Raw genomic sequence first — 15244 nt, 5'->3', positions numbered from 1 at the left:
GGAAATACGTCCCCTGCGACGTATTTCCGCTCACGTGCGCGGAGCGCCTAGCGAACTGCGCTCGAACCGGTGAGAGCCTGTCCGATGACCAGTTGGTGCACCTCGGACGTGCCCTCGTAGGTCAGCACCGATTCCAAGTTGTTGGCGTGCCGCAGCACCGGATATTCCAGCGTGATTCCGTTGGCGCCCAGGATGGTTCGGCACTCGCGCGCAATCTTGATGGCCTCGCGGACACTGTTGAGCTTGCCGACGGACACCTGCTCGCCGCGGAGCTCGCCCTTGTCCTTGAGTCGACCCAGGTGTAGGGCCAGCAGTTGTCCCTTACCCAGTTCGAGTGCCATGTTCGCAAGCTTCGCCTGGGTCAGCTGATATGCACCGAGGGGCTTGTCGAACACCTCGCGCGTCTTCGAGTACTCGATGGCGGATTCGATGCAATCGCGTGCGGCGCCCATTGCGCCGAAGATGATGCCGAAGCGTGCCTCGTTCAGACAGCTCAGCGGTCCGCTGAGTCCGCGAGCTTCCGGCAACATCGCGTCCTCGGGGAGGCGCACGTCCTCGAGGACAAGCTCACCGGTGATCGATGCGCGAAGCGAGAGCTTCTTCTTGACGGTGTTCGCGGTGAATCCCGGCGTGTCCGTGGGCACGACGAAGCCCCGTACTTTCTCGTCGGTCTGTGCCCACACGATGGCGACGTCGGCGACCGGTCCGTTGGTGATCCACATCTTGCTGCCGTTGATGACCCAGTCGCTGCCGTCCTTCTTCGCGCGAGTTCGCATGCCGCCCGGATTGGAGCCGAAATCGGCTTCCGTCAATCCGAAGCATCCAATCAGGTTTCCCTCGGCCATGCCGGGGAGCCAGTGCTGCTTCTGCTCTTCCGATCCATATTTCCAGATCGCGAACATCGCGAGAGAACCCTGCACGGACACGAGACTGCGAATGCCGGAGTCCATCGCTTCGAGCTCCAGGCAGGCGAGCCCATATGCCGTCGCCGAGGTTCCTGCGCAGCCGTAGCCCTCCAGATGCATTCCGAGCAGGCCCAGCGCGCCGAGCTCCTTGGCCAGTTCTCGTGCTGGGACGGTCCCTTCTTCGAACCAGTCGGCAAGGTGCGGACGAATCCGCTCGTTGCCCAACTTTCGGACGGTGTCTCGAATTTCCTTCTCCTCGGTGTCGAGGAGGGAGTCGATTGAAAAGAGCTCGTCGACGCTCTGGGAGCGCTGCGGATCGGCCACGGGGAATGCCTCATTTCGTCTGCGGTGTCTCCCGCAGGCTACCCAGTTGAGGCGCCTATTAGTCTGAAAGGCATGAGCGAGCAGCGCAGCAAGGCAGACAATATCTCCTGGCAGGGGTTTTCCACCAAAGCGGTCCATGCCGGGTACGAGCCGGATCCATTGACGGGCGCAGTGAACGTGCCGATCTATGCCAGCTCGACCTTCGCTCAGGACGGCGTCGGCGGCATGCGAAGCGGCTTCGAATACGCACGCACCGGCAACCCGACGCGGCGGCCGCTCGAGGCGAACCTCGCGGCTCTCGAGTCCGGCGCATACGGTCGGGCGTTCTCCTCGGGCATGGCCGCCACCGATGCCCTGTTGAGGGCGACCCTGCGCCCAGGCGATCACCTCGTCATTCCGAACGACGCCTACGGCGGCACGTTCCGCCTCATCGACAAGGTCTTCACCCAGTGGGGCATCGAGTACTCCGTCGCGGCGGTTTCCGACGTCGACGCAGTCCGCGACGCGATCCGCCCGAACACCAAGCTCGTCTGGGTCGAGACACCGACCAACCCGTTGCTGAACGTCGGCGACATCGAAGCGCTCGCAGGCGTGACCCATGCGGCCGGAGCCAAGCTCGTCGTCGACAACACTTTCGCGTCTCCCTACCTTCAGCAGCCGCTGAGTTTCGGGGCAGATGTGGTTCTTCACTCGACCACCAAATACATCGGGGGGCATTCCGACGTCGTCGGTGGCGCGTTGATCACCGACAGCGAAGAACTCGACGCTGCCTTCGCGTTCCTGCAGAACGGGGCAGGCGGAGTGCCGGGGCCGTTCGACGCGTTCCTGACGCTACGGGGCATCAAGACTCTCGCGCTGCGGATGGATCGACACAGCGACAACGCAGAGAAGCTAGTCGAGTTGCTCGACGGCCATTCGGCGATCTCTCAGGTCATCTACCCCGGCCTCGCTTCGCACCCCTCGCACGAGGTTGCCGCCAAGCAGATGCGACGGTTCGGCGGCATGATCTCCGTGCGCTTGGCCGGCGGAAAGCAAGCCGCACTCGACTTCTGTGCACGCACCGAGCTTTTCACGCTGGCGGAGTCGCTCGGAGGCGTCGAGTCCCTCATCGAGCACCCTGGCGCCATGACGCACGCCTCCACCGCCGGTTCGCTGCTCGAGGTTCCCGACGACTTGGTGCGTCTGTCCGTCGGCATCGAGGATGCCGCAGACCTCATCGGTGACGTCGAGCAGGCGCTGGGCTGAACTCCATGATCGTCGGACTGATCGACTCGGGGCTCGGCATGTTGCCGACATCGGCATGGCTCAAACAGTTGCGCCCCGACCTCGATCTGATCCTGCTGATGGATCCGGACAATGCGCCGTGGGGCCCCAAGCCCGACGAGTTCGTCATCGCGCGGGTCCTCGACGCGGCTGACCGTGCAGTCGAGGAGGGCGCAGGTGTCATCGTGTTGCCGTGCAACACGGCCAGTGTCACCGCGCTCGCGCACGTTCGAGCTCACTTGGGGCCGAGTATTCCAGTGGTGGGTACGGTGCCCGCGATCAAACCGGCTGCTGCAGTGAGTGATCGAATTGCGATCTGGGCGACGGCTTCGACGACGGCCAGCGCGTATCAGGCCCGGTTGATCGAGGAGTTCGCAGCGCACCGCGAGGTTACGCCGATCGCGTGTCATGGTCTCGCGGATTCGATCGATCGTGGTGACACCGAAGGGATTTCGGCTGCAATCGCTGCTGCCGCGGCCGCGACGCCCGCCGATGTCGAAGCCGTCGTACTCGGATGCACGCACTATCCACTGGTGGCCACCGCGATCGCAGCGGCACTGCCGGTTGGCGTCACTCTGTTCGACAGTGCCGAAGCCGTTGCACGTCAGACGCTTCGACGTATCGACGAAGCGGGACCGCGGCCGAAGGGATCGGGACTGGTGAATTTGTTCCTCAGCGGCCGTGCCGATAGCTTGCCTGCCAGTGCGTTGGCGCACCAGGAGGGTCGGTTACTTGCCGGCGAACAGTCGATCCACCAGTGATCGTGCGTAGCTGACGTCGGTCTCCGGGGTGCCGAAGAGGACTCGGAAGTACAGCGGTGCGACCACGTGGTCCATCACCTCCTGGCGGGAGGGGGACTCTTCTCCGCGGCCGTGGGCTTGCTCGAGAATCTCCGAGATTTGTATCTCACGCTTGTCGAGGCAGTGGATACTGCCGGAATCGTTGGCGTTGGCACCGAGAACGGTGCGGAGCAACGCCGTCTTTTCCGGTCGGGATATGTCGGTGATCAGAAATTCGCACCACACTCCGAGGTCGCGGTGCAGATCCCCGGTATCGGGAACGGGTGAATCGGCAGTGAGAACTTCCACGGCCACTTCGGTGCGCAGGGTGTCGAGATCGCCCCAGCGTCGATAGATCGTTGTGGCCGCAACGCCTGCGCGCTCTGCGATCGACGGAATGGACAGCGCTTCGGTGTCTTCGCCGATCAGTTCCGTCACCGCACGGTGAATCTCGGCGCGAATGCGGGCGCTTCGACCGCCCGGGCGTCGGGCAGTGGTGTGTTCGGCGGCGGGCATCAGACCATTATTGCAAATGGATTGGCGTTAACGCCAGGTTCGGTCTATCGTCTTTTAAAGCAACGATGGTTGCGTTAGCGATCTGGGAGGCACTTATGGTGAACACCGATTCCGCGACGACCATTCCCCCGTCCACTGACCGGGGCATCGGCAGGCGCATTTCGCCGACAGCGGCATTCTGGGTCGTCGGACTGACCTATCTCGTCGTGATGGCATCCTCCGCTGCACCGTCGCCGCTCTATCCCGTCTATCAGGGTGAGTGGGGCTTCTCGGCCACGACGTTGACCGTCGTCTTTGCCGTGTACGCAGTTGCACTACTCGTTGCATTGTTGACGGTGGGCAGCCTGTCGGATCATGTCGGGCGCAAGCCGATCCTCATCTCCGCACTGGTGCTGCTCGTGGTCAGCCTCTTCCTGTTCATCGTCGCGGACGGCGTCCCCGGGCTGATAGCGGCACGTGTGGTCCAGGGCCTTGCGGCCGGCACTGCCACCGGCGCACTGAGCGCCGCAGTCATCGACCTTCAGCCCAGCGAATCGGCAGGCCCGCTGATCAACAGTGTCGCTCCCTCGATCGGCCTCGCGAGCGGCGCTCTCGGCGCAGGCTTGCTCGTCCAGCTCGCACCTGCACCGACGGTTCTTGTCTACGCGCTGCTCATCGGCGGCGTCGTGCTGTTGGCTGCAGCGTTGATGCTGGTGCCCGAAACATCGGCGATGCGCACCGTGGAATCGCGGCGTCACCTTGCAAAGCTTCTGTTACCGAGGGCGGCGTTTCCTACCGGCGCCCGCGTGCCGTTCCTGATGATGGTTCCAGCACTGGTGGCAACCTGGTCCCTCGGAGGTTTTCACCTCTCGCTCGGCCCTTCGATCATCAAATCGCTATTCGGAATCGACAACCACATTGTGGGCGGGTTGGAAATATTCGCCCTGTTCTTCTCGGGCGCGGTCGCTGCAGCGTGCGTACGGACCCGTCCTCCGCGGATCGTGATGATCCTCGGTGCACTCGTGCTCGCCGCGGGGGTCGCGACGTCGTTGGTGTCGATCACGATCGCCTCAGTCCCCCTCTACTTCCTCGGCTCGGTCATCGCCGGTGCCGGATGGGGAAGTACGTTCCTCGGTGCGATGCGCACGCTCGGAGTTCTGGTGCCTGCGGACGAGCGAGGCAGCGTGTTCGCCACGACCTTCGTTATCAGTTATCTGGCGTTCAGCGTGCCCGCGGTGATCGGCGGATTCGCGGTACACACCTTCGGCTTGCAGCCCTCCGCGGTGGTGTACGGCAGCTTCGTGATCGTCCTGGCTCTCCTGTCCTCGGCCGGATTCACGGCCGCATCTCGTCGGGAGCGCCCAGGCTTCTCCGAGGTGACGGTATCCGGAACTTAAGCCGACGAGGTCAAGACTTCAGCCGTCCGACACGTCAGAATTCGATGTGGAGGCGGTCGCTGACGGGCCTTGCCTGGCATCCCAGAATCATTCCGTCGGCGATGTCCTCTTCGTCGAGGATCTCTGCATTCTCCATGGCGACTTCACCATCGCGGATGGTGCATGCGCAGGATCCGCACTCGCCTTCGCGGCACGAGTAGGGCACTGCAATGCCCTCGGCCAACATGATATCGACCAACGTTTGTTTCCTCGGCCAGGTCAGTTCGTAGGACTCGCCGTCGAGCTCGACGGTAACCGCTGCGGCCCCAGCGGTGTCTTCTTCGCTCGGCGCTTCGGGGGGCACGTCGGCGAACGGGTCACCGGCGAGCGAGGCGAACACTTCGCTGTGCACGCGATCTCGCGGAAAGCCGCTGGAGCCAAGCGCTTTGTGCACGCCCTCCATGAACGGCCCAGGTCCGCACATGAACGCACGGTGGGTGCGGTACGGGGATGCGACGGTGGCCAATTGATCGACTGTCGGAATCCCCTGCAACGACTCGAGCCAGTGTACGACGGCCAGTCGGCGGGGATATTCTGCTGCGAGGGAGCGTAATTCATCAGCGAAGATGACAGCGTGCTCGTCCCGATTGGCGTAGAAGAGAACGATGCTGCCGACTCCGTCGCTCAACGCGGACTTCAGGATCGACATCACCGGGGTGATCCCCGAGCCAGCCGCGAAGAGGAGAAAGTCGTCGTCGAGATCGGGTGGGGTGAACCGTCCCGAAGGTGGCAGCACCTCGATGACATCACCGACCGCGACGTTGTCGCAGACCCAATTGGATCCGTAGCCGTCGGATGTTCGCTTGACGGTGACTTTCGGTAGTTCGCCTCGGTGCGGCGAACTCGCCAGCGAATAGCACCGCGCCACCGAACCGGTTTCCTCGCTCGGAATTCGCAGCGTCAGGAACTGGCCCGGTCGATAGTCGAACGACTCCGGTGCTTCGAAAACGATGGACCGAGCGTCCTTGGTCTCCTCGATGACCTCGGCTACGGTGAGCAGCACAGAACGTGAACCGTGCTGCTCGGCGGTCGTGGTCATCTGGTGGCACCCTCTCCTTAAAACTGGAACGCGTTCTAGTTTGCCAGAGCGCTCCAGATCTGTCGAGGATGCCGTCGCAGCGTTGTCTCAGCGGAGGAGGTCTACGCGTCGACGGTGAGGCCCTTGGACTCCAGCACGGCTCCGAGGTTGCTGACCTGGATGGGAGTCTCGCCGCGCTTGTACCGCTCGATGTACTCGGCTTCGGCGGCGTCCCTCTGGCGGCAGGCGTCGATGGCGGACCGCACCTCGGCGCGGCGAGTGAGTACTACTCCGTCGCAATCTCCCTTGATCACATCACCCGGGTACACCAGTTGACCGCCGAACACGAGTGGCTGATTGATAGGTCCGAGGGACTCCTTGACGGTTCCCTCGATGCTGAGGAATTTGCTGAACACCGGGAATCCCAGGTCGCGGATTTCCCGCGAGTCCCGAACACCGCCATCGGTGACGAGGGCCGAGATGCCGCGTGCAACGCAGGCATTGGCAAGGACGTCGCCGAACTGACCAGCCGGCTGGTCTCCGGACGAGACGATCAAGACATCGCCCGGCTTGGCATAGCTGATCGCGACCTGGAGCATGATGTTGTCACGTGGGTGGCACACGACGGTGAATGCCGAACCGCAGAACTTCATGTCGCGGTCGAGTGGTTTGATACCGGAATCGAAGGCGCCCGAGCGCCCCTGCGCCTCGTGGATTGTCGCGGCCGAGAACGTTCCCAGCTCTGCGATGAGCGCCGAATCTGCACGGTCGATCTTGGTGGTGACGTGAACCATGAGCGGTGTCCTTATCGGGTGAGGGCGGAAATTGCCGTGGAGATGTTCGACGCTGCCGAACGGAGTACGTTCTCGGAGGTCGCGAAGGAGACGCGGAAGTAGCCGTCGGCGCCGTAGGCGGAACCCTGGATAGTGGCGACGGATGCATGGTCGAGGAGGTAGAGCACGATATCCTGGTCGCTGCTCAGTACAGTGCCGTCGGCAGTCCGGGCGCCGATCAACGAACTGCATCCGACGAACAGATAGAACGCGCCCTGTGGCAGAACGGGTTCGAGGCCGTCGATCGCATTGAGGAGTTCGAAGGCGACGTCGCGGCGGTGGCAATAGCTGGCAACGGATTCGGTGACGAAACTCTGGTCGCCGGTGAGTGCTTCGGCTGCCGCGGCCTGACTGATCGAGGACGGGCACGACGACGACTGCGACTGAAGCTTGTTGATCGCACCGACGAGTTCGGGGTTTCCGACGCCGTAGCCGAGTCGCCACCCCGTCATTGCGTACGCTTTCGACACACCATTGGTGAGAAACACCCGGTCCTGCAGGTGCGGTGCCACCGACAACAGGTTCGGGACCGGGGCATCGAGGTAGCTGATCTCGTCGTAGATCTCGTCGGAGAGCACCTCGACGTGGGGATGCCGATCGAGAACTTCGGCAAGGTTCGCCAATTGTTCGGCGCTGTAGATGGCTCCGGTCGGGTTCGACGGGGTGTTGAGGATGACCCAGCGTGTGTTCGGCGTGATCGCCGCCTCCAGACGCTCGGGAGTGAGCAGAAAGTTCTCGGACTCAGGGCAATCCACGATGATCGCCGTGCCGTCGTGTGCCTCGACCATGTCCGGGTACGACACCCAGTACGGCGCAGGAACGATCACTTCGACGCCCGATTCGACGGTCGCCATCAATGCCAGGAAGATGACCTGTTTGGCGCCGCCGCCGATCGTGATGCGGTTCGACTCGTGATCGAGACCGGTCTTGGCGCGCATCCGCTTGGTGATCGCCTCGCGCAGAATCGGAATGCCGTTGACCGGAGTGTATTTGGTCAGGCCCTGATCCATCGCTTCGACGGCGGCAGCCTTGATGTGTTCCGGAGTATCGAAATCGGGTTCGCCGACTGTCAGGTCGAGGATCTTCCTCCCTTGGGCTTTCAGTTCGCGGACGCGCTGTGCTGCAGCGACACTGGGTGACTCGCGCATGCGGGTGACGCGTGCTGCGAGAGCGACGGGCGACATGGGACCTCCAAGGAGAGAAAAACGGTGTCTTCCACTAATGTAGTGGTCAATTGTGTTGTGAACGAGACGAAATCGTTCTCGGGTCATCGGAAAACACGATGGTTACCGGTTCAGAACTCCAGTAGAACTTTGCCCGACGTCGACGCGTCCTTGGCTACCGCGAACGCTTCGAGAGCATCGGCGACAGGGTAGGAATGCGTGATCACGGCCCCTGCATCGAGCGAGCCGTCCGCCAGTGCTGCAAGGACATCGTCGATCTCGGAGTTGAAGCGGAACGACCCGACCAACTCGAGTTCCCGGGTGATGACGAGCGAGAGTGGAGCCGGTTGCATTCCGGTGGGGAGCAGGCCGAGCATGACGATCCGTCCGCCGCGAGTTGCCCCGCGAATCGCGGATTCGAGTCCGAATCGGTTGCCCGAGCACTCGATTACCACGTCCGCGTCGACTGCGGCGATGGCACCGGAGTCCGCGGCATCCAGCGTCACCGTCGCACCGAGCTGTCGGGCGATGGAACGTGGGAACTCGTGGATGTCGACGGCGGTGATCGACTGGGCGCCTGCGCGAGTGAGCACGGCGACGACCAGTGCACCGATCGGACCGCATCCGATGACCAATGCCTTCTTGCCTGCGACGTTGCCTGCGCGACCGACCGCATGCCATGCGACAGCGGCAGGCTCGGCGATGGATGCAGCAGCGAAGTCGAGGCCATCGGGCAGAACCCGCAACATCCGGGAGGGCAGTACGGAATGCTGGGCGAACGCGCCGTCGGTGTGCGGGAAGTGCGCAGCGCTGCCCAGATAGGTGCACCCGGGTGACAGATTGGGACTATCCGGGGGAAAGCGGGCGGCGCCGGCGGCCGGGGTCGCCGGGTGCACTGCTACCCGGGCACCGGCGGAGGGGCCCGACCCGTCGGCAGCCGGCGCCACCACGGTGCCGACGACCTCGTGCCCGAGGAGCATCGGCGCTTTCAAGATCGATTCGCCTGCGGCTCCGTGAGTCCAATAATGCAGATCCGAACCGCAGATACCGCCGAACGCGACCTCGACGACAGCCTCGTCGTCGGCGGGTGTGCGAACCTGAACCTGCTCGACGCGTAGGTCATCGGCGGCGTGCGCCACCACGCCCAGCGTTGTCGCCGGTACCCGCGCGGTCTCAGTCATTGCGTCGAACGAAGTCGAGGCCGCCGGGAACCTGGAAGGTCGGCATGATCTCCATCATTCCCATGTTGACGTGGCGAGGGGCATCGATGGCGAACTCGATGGCATCGGCGATGTCTTTGGTGGTGATGGATTCGAACCCTTCGTAGAAGGTGTCCCATGCTTCCTTCATGGCTTCCGGTGTACCGCCGAGGTTGCGGCCGAAGATCTCGGTCTCGACCCGGCCGGGGCAGATCTCGGTGACACGGATTCGCTTTCCCTTGGTGTCGTTGCGAAGTTGGCCCGAGATCTGATGCACAGCAGCCTTTGTCGCATGATAGGCGGTGTGGCCGTAGAAGTTGTAGAGCCCGGCGATGGAGCTGATGTTGACGACGTGGCCGAGATCGCGTTCGACCATTCCCGGCATCAGTAGCCGGCAGAGGTGCAACACGGCCCGAAGGTTGACATCGACCATGGCGTCGACCGAGTCCTCGGTCGCATCGAGAATGTTGCCGTTGGCGGACACACCCGCGTTGTTGATCAGGATGTCGATCTCGAGGCCGGCCACCGCCTCGGTGAGCGCTGCGGTGTCGGTGATGTCGACGGCAAGGGGAATCATCCCGGTGCGGTCTGCGACGTCGTCGAGCTTGTCCTTGTTGCGGGCGAGACCGTAGACGGTGAGTCCACGCTTGGTGAGCAGTTCGGTTGCTGCCGAGCCCATCCCGGTGTTGGCGCCGGTGACGAGAGCAGTGCGGTAATCGTTGAATGGCATGAGCGTGATCCTTAGAGAGTGTCGCGCAGCGGTTCCTGGGCGCGGTCGGTGATGGTGCTGACGGCGATGAGGGTGCCGAGCGCGGTGATCACCGCGTAGAAGGCAGGCACATAGATGCCGTACTGAGGAATGAGCCAGGTCATCAACAGTGGTGCGGTGCCACCGAACAGTGCGGACGAGATGTTGTATCCCAGGCCGTATGCCGAGTAGCGGACCCGAGTGGGAAAGAGTTCGACGATCAGAATGTGGATGACGGCTGTGTGACCGGCGAAAATGACGGCCATGATGCAGGCACCGAGGATGGCGAGCGGGACACTGCCGGTGGCGATCAGCGCGTAGCAGGGGATTCCGGCGACGGCCATGGCAGCGGCGGCGGCAGCGATGACCTTCTTTCGGCCGATTCTGTCCGAGAGTGCACCCATGAACGGAATCGCGATGCAGATTGCCACGAGGGAGCATGCGGTGACCATCAGCGCTGTGCCGGTGGAGAATCCGATGCTCGGACCCTTTAGGAACGTGGGCATGTAGGAGAACAGCACGTAGTAACCCGAGCCGTTCATCAACGGAATGAACAGTGCCAGCACCATTGCCCTGCGGTGCTCGGGGCTCGAGAATGCTTCCTTGAGCGGGTTGCGAGAGAGTCCGCCTTCGGCCTTGAGCTTCTCGAAGTTGGGAGTGTCACTGATCGAACGTCGGATGTACCAGCCGATGACGCCCATCGGAATCGCGATGAGGAACGGCACACGCCAGGCCCAGCTGGCGAGTCCGCCGCCGTCGATAGCGGCTTCGTTGAGCCACGGAGACATAGCGAAAGCGACCAGGGTGCCGGTCAGGAGCGCGAGGAACGATGCGATCTGCGCGTAGCTGGTGATCTGTCCGCGCTTGTTCGACGGCGCGTGCTCGGCCAGGAAAGTCATCGCGCCCGCCGCCTCGCCGCCGACGGAGAAGCCCTGGAGGATTCTCAACAGGATCAGCAGTGCAGGTGCAGCGACTCCGATCGCGGCGTACGTCGGCAGCATGCCGATTCCCGCGGTGGCGACCGAGATGAGCATGATGACGAAGACCAGCATCTTCTGTCTGCCGATGCGGTCACCGAGGATGCCGCAGACGACCGCTCCCAGCGGCCGGATGAAGAACGAGATCGCGTAGCCGGCGAACACCAACATCAGTGCATCGGAGGACTTCGATACGTCGAAGAACACGATCGCCAGAGCGGTCGCCATGAAGGCGAAGATGCCGTTGTCGTACAGCTCGACGAAGATACCGACACAGCCTGCCAGGACGACCTTACGAATCTTGGTCGTCTTGGGCTGAGCCGGTGCTTCGCCTGCGGTGTCCGGGGTGAGTGCGTTTGTCATGCTGACTCCAGTGTGAGTGCAGAGCTGATTGTAAAAGCAGGGTCGGGTGCAATAGAAGGGCTGGGGGCGAGTGCAGGACTTGTATGGATCGGACTCGAGTGGTCAGGGATGGCGAGGCTGGCGAAGACGGCCCCGACTCGGGTTCGGAGTTCTTCGAGACCGCGGCTGCGCGCGCGGTGGGCGTCGACGGCGCTGGCGACACCCACCGAAGAGAATTGGACGCGGTGACCAGCACGCGCCTGGCCGAGTCGGTCCAGGCCGGTCGTGGTGACGACGGCGAGCACCGGATATCCGGCAGTGACCCCGCGTCCTCGGTGGAGGACGAGAAGCTCGTGTCCGGCAGGAACCTCGACAGCACCGATGGGCACGCCGCGAGAAAGAACTTCCGACGTGGCTACCCGGGCGGGCAGTGCATGTCCGTCGGATGAGGAAAGGCGGAGACCGATGTGGTTGCTCGAATTGCCGACAACGAACTCCTGGTCGAACAAGCTCGATTCGGTGCCGTGGAAGTCGGCGATGTCCGGTCCGTCGGTGACGGGTACAACCCAGCAGTCACCGAACTTCGGGCGTGGGGCATCGAGCCGGAAGACCGGAATGTCGAAGTGAGGGTGGCGTATCGGCGGGCAGTCGACGTCGACCTGAACGTCGTCGCCGCGGCCGAGAACGCGACCGAATCCGAGGACGGAATCGGGTGCGCAACTTCCCATCAGCGTGTCGGCTCGGATCGAGCCGTGGATGGCGACGTACACGCGCAGTCCGTCACGGATTCCGGTCACCGCGAGCGATGCTCCGGCGGGCACGACGACCGGCTGCCACTGCTCGGCTCGTACGTCGTTCACGGTCACCTCGGCGGGTGCACCGGTCACAGAGATCAGCAGATCGGTGCTCGGAACAGCCAAGAAATTCAACGCCGTGAGCTCGATCAACGGGGCGTTCTCGGGGCTCGCAACGAGCACGTTGGCGATCCGTGCGCTGTACTGGTCGAGAGCGCCGCCGCTCATCTGGCCTACCGACCCAGCACTCCGACGGCCGAGATCGGTGATCGCGGAGATACCCGGCTGGAGGATCCTCAGAGTTTCAGCCATGGACTTGCCCCTCGTAGCGGGTCCACGCGGACTCCTCGATGGGAAAGAACCGAAACGTGTCGCCGGGAGCGAACGGAGACAGCGGCTGTGCGGCGATGTCCACCAGGTCCAGTGGTGTCCGCCCGAGTACCTGCCAGCCGCCGGGAGCGGGACGAGCCGACACCACTGCTTGGCGTCCGGCCACCGCGACCGCTCCTGCAGCGACTTTGGGGCGCGGGCTGGCGAGACGAGGAATGGGTTGGGGGAATGCCGGACCGTCGAGCATCGGGGCGCCGCCGGGAGATCCGAAGCAGCGCATGGTGAGCGGCTCGGCGCAGTGCAGTGCGATCACGTCGTCGCAGCCGATACCCAGCAGGGAGGCAACGACATCGAGATCCGGTCCGTACTCGCCGCCGTACACGACGGGAATCTCGAACGCCCGCGGCTTCCGCTCTTCGGGAACGGACGCGGTTGCAAGGGCGTCGACGATTCGGCGTACCTCGGCATGAGTGGTTATTGCACAATCGAATTCGATCAACGCGGCGTCGTAGGTGGCGATGGCGCCGTGAACTCCGGGAGCCGTGACGGCAGTCAAGGCGGTTGCGAGACGACGAACCTCTTCCCAGCGCTCGTCCGGCGTTGCGGCGCAGGAGGCTACGCGAAGCGCGGAATCGCCACAGTCGGCGACGGTCAACGTGGTCATGCGGTACACCGCTCGCGGAAGTTGCTGTCCAGCCGCGCGATCCGCACACCCGCATCGGTCAGTGCCGCCCGGATGGCGGCGGCCGTCCGTACCGCACCCGGGTTGTCCCCGTGCAGCAGAACAGTGTCGGCCGCTATCGCAATCTCGGTACCATCAACGGCGTCGAGGACACCGTCGACGACCATGCGTACGGTACGAGAAACCAGCTCGTCGAGGTCATGGATGACCGCGCCGGGTTCGGTTCGAGGCACGAGCGTGCCGTCCGGTCGGTATGCGCGATCGACGATGCCGACGATCCCGACGGCGATGCCCCGACTGCGGGCCTCCTCCGCGAGCAGGCCCTCCTGCGCCATCACGATCATGGATGGATCGAGTGCACCGACCGCATCGACAACCGCGGCAGCGTAATCGGCGCGCGTGGCGACGAGGTTGCCCAGACGTCCGTGCGGAGCAACGTGGGAGACCGTCGTACCGTGTGCCGTTGCGAACGCCTGCAGTGCGCCGATCTGGTACAGCACGTCGGTCCGAACCTCTTCGGCGGTCAAATCCATTGCACGGCGGCCGAATCCGGCGAGGTCGGGGAAGCTGGGGTGGGCGCCGACGCTGATGCCGCGCTCGACGCAACTGCGGACCGTCGAGTCCATCGTTCGAGGGTCGCCTGCATGGAATCCGCATGCAATATTGGCGGAGGTCACAAGATCGAGCAGTGACTGGTCGTCACCCATCGTCCAGGCTCCGAAGCTCTCGCCCAGATCTGCGACGAGATCTATGGTGGAGGCCATTGCTTTCCTGCCTTTCGAATGGAGAACTTCATGTGTCTTCGGGCGCTGCACCCGGCGTTGCATCTTGTGTATTCGGACGGTACGCAGGATCGTCGAAGCAGCGTTAATACCCGTTTGCGGTGATGTGATAGCAAAGTCCTATGCTGGTTCACCTGCGGATTCGTCCGCAGCAGATCAGAGTGATCGGCAATTCGCTACAGCGCTGTTGCTCATCTGAAACGGTGGGGAAACATCGACGTGAAACGTGAAGAGAGGGGAGTCAACCGTGGATACTCGACGGCTGTTCTCGTTCGTTCGAATCGTCGATGCAGGCAGCATCACGAGAGCGGCCGACATCCTGCACATTGCGCAACCGGCTTTGAGTCAGCAGATGACGGCCCTCGAATCGCATTTCGGTCAGCAATTGCTGGTGCGCAGCAAACAAGGCGTCGAACCGACCGATGCCGGCCGCGCGCTGTACCGGCATGCTCAGGTCATTCTCCGCCAGGTGGAGAGCGCGCAAGCCGAAGTAAGTGTCGTGGGAAGGGAATTGGCCGGAGGTGTCTCTGTCGGCCTTGCGCCGTACAGCACGGTGACGTCCATGGCGCTGCCGTTGCTCACAGCGGTACGCGAACGCTATCCGTCCATCCTCCTGCATATCAACGAGAACTTCGGCGGGGTGCTCAGTGAGGCGATGATGACCGGGCGAATGGATATGGCATTGCTCTACGACGCAGGCCCAATCAAAGGCGTGACGTTCGAGCGAGTACTGACCGAGGAGCTGATGGTCGTCGCACCGACCGGGACTGGGCTACCCGGTGAAACCGGCAGTGCGGTATCGCTTCTCGATATGACCGAGGTGCCGCTGTTGCTGCCTGGGCCGATGCACACGATAAGGAAGGTCGTCGAGTCGGCGTTCGAGACGGCGCTCGCGCAACCTAAAATTGTGGCCGAGGTCGAGTCCGTGACGTTGATGGCGCAGGCGGTGCGCAGCAGACTCGGTGCGACGGTGCTGCCGCTGTCCGTGGCGCGCAGGATGATGAACGTGCAGGGTCTGGAACTACGGCGAATAGAGCCGACCATCGAGGTTCAGGTATCGCTCGGAACTCCGGCGCATCAGCCATTGTCGCGACCCGCCGAGGCTGTGCGTGAGGTATTGCGGACGGTGCTGGCGGACTACGTCACTCCGGGCACCCGTCCGACACTCTGACAA

General features: G+C 63.3%; 15 protein-coding genes. 4 read left to right on the top strand and 11 right to left on the bottom strand.

Translation table 11 applies throughout. The features are described from left to right. Nucleotides 1-47: 47 nt before the first annotated feature. Nucleotides 48-1229: an acyl-CoA dehydrogenase family protein gene (locus QMK17_RS05765; RefSeq protein WP_283507465.1), complete on the bottom strand. Its 1182-nt coding sequence runs from the start codon at nt 1227-1229 to the stop codon at nt 48-50. Nucleotides 1230-1301: 72 nt separating this feature from the next. On the opposite strand from QMK17_RS05765, the gene QMK17_RS05760 reads away from it, so the two are divergent. Both QMK17_RS05760 and QMK17_RS05755 read left to right on the top strand, forming a co-directional pair. Continuing rightward, the gene (locus QMK17_RS05760; protein WP_283507464.1) at nt 1302-2474 is read left to right on the top strand and encodes a cystathionine gamma-synthase; all 1173 of its coding nucleotides are present in this window, start codon (nt 1302-1304) and stop codon (nt 2472-2474) included. A 5-nt stretch (nt 2475-2479) separates the two neighbouring features. Further along, nucleotides 2480-3253 (top strand): glutamate racemase, encoded by a 774-nt coding sequence (locus QMK17_RS05755; RefSeq protein ID WP_283507463.1) that lies wholly within the window; start codon nt 2480-2482, stop codon nt 3251-3253. Here QMK17_RS05755 and QMK17_RS05750 read toward each other — a convergent pair. Beyond that, entirely contained in the window at nt 3221-3787 is a 567-nt protein-coding gene (locus QMK17_RS05750) for a TetR/AcrR family transcriptional regulator (protein WP_283507462.1), read from the bottom strand. The two genes, QMK17_RS05755 and QMK17_RS05750, sit on opposite strands and share 33 nt — an antisense overlap. 95 nt (nt 3788-3882) lie before the next feature. On the opposite strand from QMK17_RS05750, the gene QMK17_RS05745 reads away from it, so the two are divergent. Beyond that, nucleotides 3883-5163: an MFS transporter gene (locus tag QMK17_RS05745; RefSeq protein ID WP_283507461.1), complete on the top strand. Its 1281-nt coding sequence runs from the start codon at nt 3883-3885 to the stop codon at nt 5161-5163. A 34-nt stretch (nt 5164-5197) separates the two neighbouring features. Here QMK17_RS05745 and QMK17_RS05740 read toward each other — a convergent pair whose 3' ends face one another. The 9 genes from QMK17_RS05740 to QMK17_RS05700 all read right to left on the bottom strand — a co-directional run bounded on the left by QMK17_RS05740 (nt 5198) and on the right by QMK17_RS05700 (nt 14052). Then, nucleotides 5198-6241 (bottom strand): ferredoxin--NADP reductase, encoded by a 1044-nt coding sequence (locus tag QMK17_RS05740; protein WP_283507460.1) that lies wholly within the window; start codon nt 6239-6241, stop codon nt 5198-5200. 101 nt (nt 6242-6342) lie between these two features. Next, the gene (locus QMK17_RS05735) at nt 6343-7014 is read right to left on the bottom strand and encodes a 4-carboxy-4-hydroxy-2-oxoadipate aldolase/oxaloacetate decarboxylase (protein ID WP_283507459.1); all 672 of its coding nucleotides are present in this window, start codon (nt 7012-7014) and stop codon (nt 6343-6345) included. A gap of 11 nt (nt 7015-7025) precedes the next feature. Then, entirely contained in the window at nt 7026-8237 is a 1212-nt protein-coding gene (locus QMK17_RS05730; protein ID WP_283507458.1) for an aspartate transaminase, read from the bottom strand. A gap of 110 nt (nt 8238-8347) precedes the next feature. After that, nucleotides 8348-9397: an L-idonate 5-dehydrogenase gene (locus QMK17_RS05725; protein ID WP_283507457.1), complete on the bottom strand. Its 1050-nt coding sequence runs from the start codon at nt 9395-9397 to the stop codon at nt 8348-8350. After that, nucleotides 9390-10145 carry an SDR family oxidoreductase gene (locus QMK17_RS05720; protein WP_283507456.1) on the bottom strand — a complete coding sequence of 252 codons (756 nt, stop codon included), beginning with the start codon at nt 10143-10145 and terminating at the stop codon, nt 9390-9392. Before QMK17_RS05720 ends, QMK17_RS05725 begins: the two co-directional genes overlap by 8 nt. A gap of 11 nt (nt 10146-10156) precedes the next feature. Next, a complete protein-coding gene (locus QMK17_RS05715; RefSeq protein ID WP_283507455.1) occupies nt 10157-11503 on the bottom strand; it encodes an MFS transporter in 1347 nt (448 codons plus the stop codon). Continuing rightward, nucleotides 11500-12588: a biotin-dependent carboxyltransferase family protein gene (locus QMK17_RS05710; RefSeq protein WP_283507454.1), complete on the bottom strand. Its 1089-nt coding sequence runs from the start codon at nt 12586-12588 to the stop codon at nt 11500-11502. Before QMK17_RS05710 ends, QMK17_RS05715 begins: the two co-directional genes overlap by 4 nt. After that, nucleotides 12581-13270, bottom strand: coding sequence for a 5-oxoprolinase subunit B family protein (locus QMK17_RS05705; protein ID WP_283507453.1), 690 nt, complete (start codon nt 13268-13270; stop codon nt 12581-12583). The genes QMK17_RS05710 and QMK17_RS05705 overlap by 8 nt, the downstream gene beginning before the upstream one ends. Further along, nucleotides 13267-14052, bottom strand: coding sequence for a LamB/YcsF family protein (locus QMK17_RS05700; RefSeq protein ID WP_283507452.1), 786 nt, complete (start codon nt 14050-14052; stop codon nt 13267-13269). The genes QMK17_RS05705 and QMK17_RS05700 overlap by 4 nt, the downstream gene beginning before the upstream one ends. Before the next feature lie 280 nt (nt 14053-14332). Between QMK17_RS05700 and nac the strand changes: the two genes are divergently transcribed. Then, complete coding sequence (nac, locus tag QMK17_RS05695; RefSeq protein WP_336620133.1) at nt 14333-15241, top strand: nitrogen assimilation transcriptional regulator NAC; 909 nt, start codon at nt 14333-14335, stop codon at nt 15239-15241. The last annotated feature ends 3 nt before the right edge of the window (nt 15242-15244 follow it).

Origin of the sequence: Rhodococcus sp. G-MC3, from assembly GCF_030063335.1 — a bacterium.
In the GTDB taxonomy this organism is placed as follows: Bacteria; Actinomycetota; Actinomycetes; order Mycobacteriales; family Mycobacteriaceae; genus Rhodococcoides.
This window is presented reverse-complemented; position numbering and strand designations above follow the sequence as displayed.

Excerpts from the sequence above, each read along its gene's own strand:
- QMK17_RS05725 (WP_283507457.1), bottom strand. The coding sequence starts at position 9,397 with ATGACTGAGACCGCGCGGGTACCGGCGACAACGCTGGGCGTGGTGGCG.
- QMK17_RS05745 (WP_283507461.1), top strand. The coding sequence starts at position 3,883 with ATGGTGAACACCGATTCCGCGACGACCATTCCCCCGTCCACTGACCGG.
- QMK17_RS05710 (WP_283507454.1), bottom strand. The coding sequence starts at position 12,588 with ATGGCTGAAACTCTGAGGATCCTCCAGCCGGGTATCTCCGCGATCACC.
- QMK17_RS05715 (WP_283507455.1), bottom strand. The coding sequence starts at position 11,503 with ATGACAAACGCACTCACCCCGGACACCGCAGGCGAAGCACCGGCTCAG.
- QMK17_RS05740 (WP_283507460.1), bottom strand. The coding sequence starts at position 6,241 with ATGACCACGACCGCCGAGCAGCACGGTTCACGTTCTGTGCTGCTCACC.
- QMK17_RS05705 (WP_283507453.1), bottom strand. The coding sequence starts at position 13,270 with ATGACCACGTTGACCGTCGCCGACTGTGGCGATTCCGCGCTTCGCGTA.
- QMK17_RS05720 (WP_283507456.1), bottom strand. The coding sequence starts at position 10,145 with ATGCCATTCAACGATTACCGCACTGCTCTCGTCACCGGCGCCAACACC.
- QMK17_RS05755 (WP_283507463.1), top strand. The coding sequence starts at position 2,480 with ATGATCGTCGGACTGATCGACTCGGGGCTCGGCATGTTGCCGACATCG.
- QMK17_RS05730 (WP_283507458.1), bottom strand. The coding sequence starts at position 8,237 with ATGTCGCCCGTCGCTCTCGCAGCACGCGTCACCCGCATGCGCGAGTCA.
- QMK17_RS05760 (WP_283507464.1), top strand. The coding sequence starts at position 1,302 with ATGAGCGAGCAGCGCAGCAAGGCAGACAATATCTCCTGGCAGGGGTTT.
- QMK17_RS05750 (WP_283507462.1), bottom strand. The coding sequence starts at position 3,787 with ATGCCCGCCGCCGAACACACCACTGCCCGACGCCCGGGCGGTCGAAGC.
- QMK17_RS05700 (WP_283507452.1), bottom strand. The coding sequence starts at position 14,052 with ATGGCCTCCACCATAGATCTCGTCGCAGATCTGGGCGAGAGCTTCGGA.
- QMK17_RS05735 (WP_283507459.1), bottom strand. The coding sequence starts at position 7,014 with ATGGTTCACGTCACCACCAAGATCGACCGTGCAGATTCGGCGCTCATC.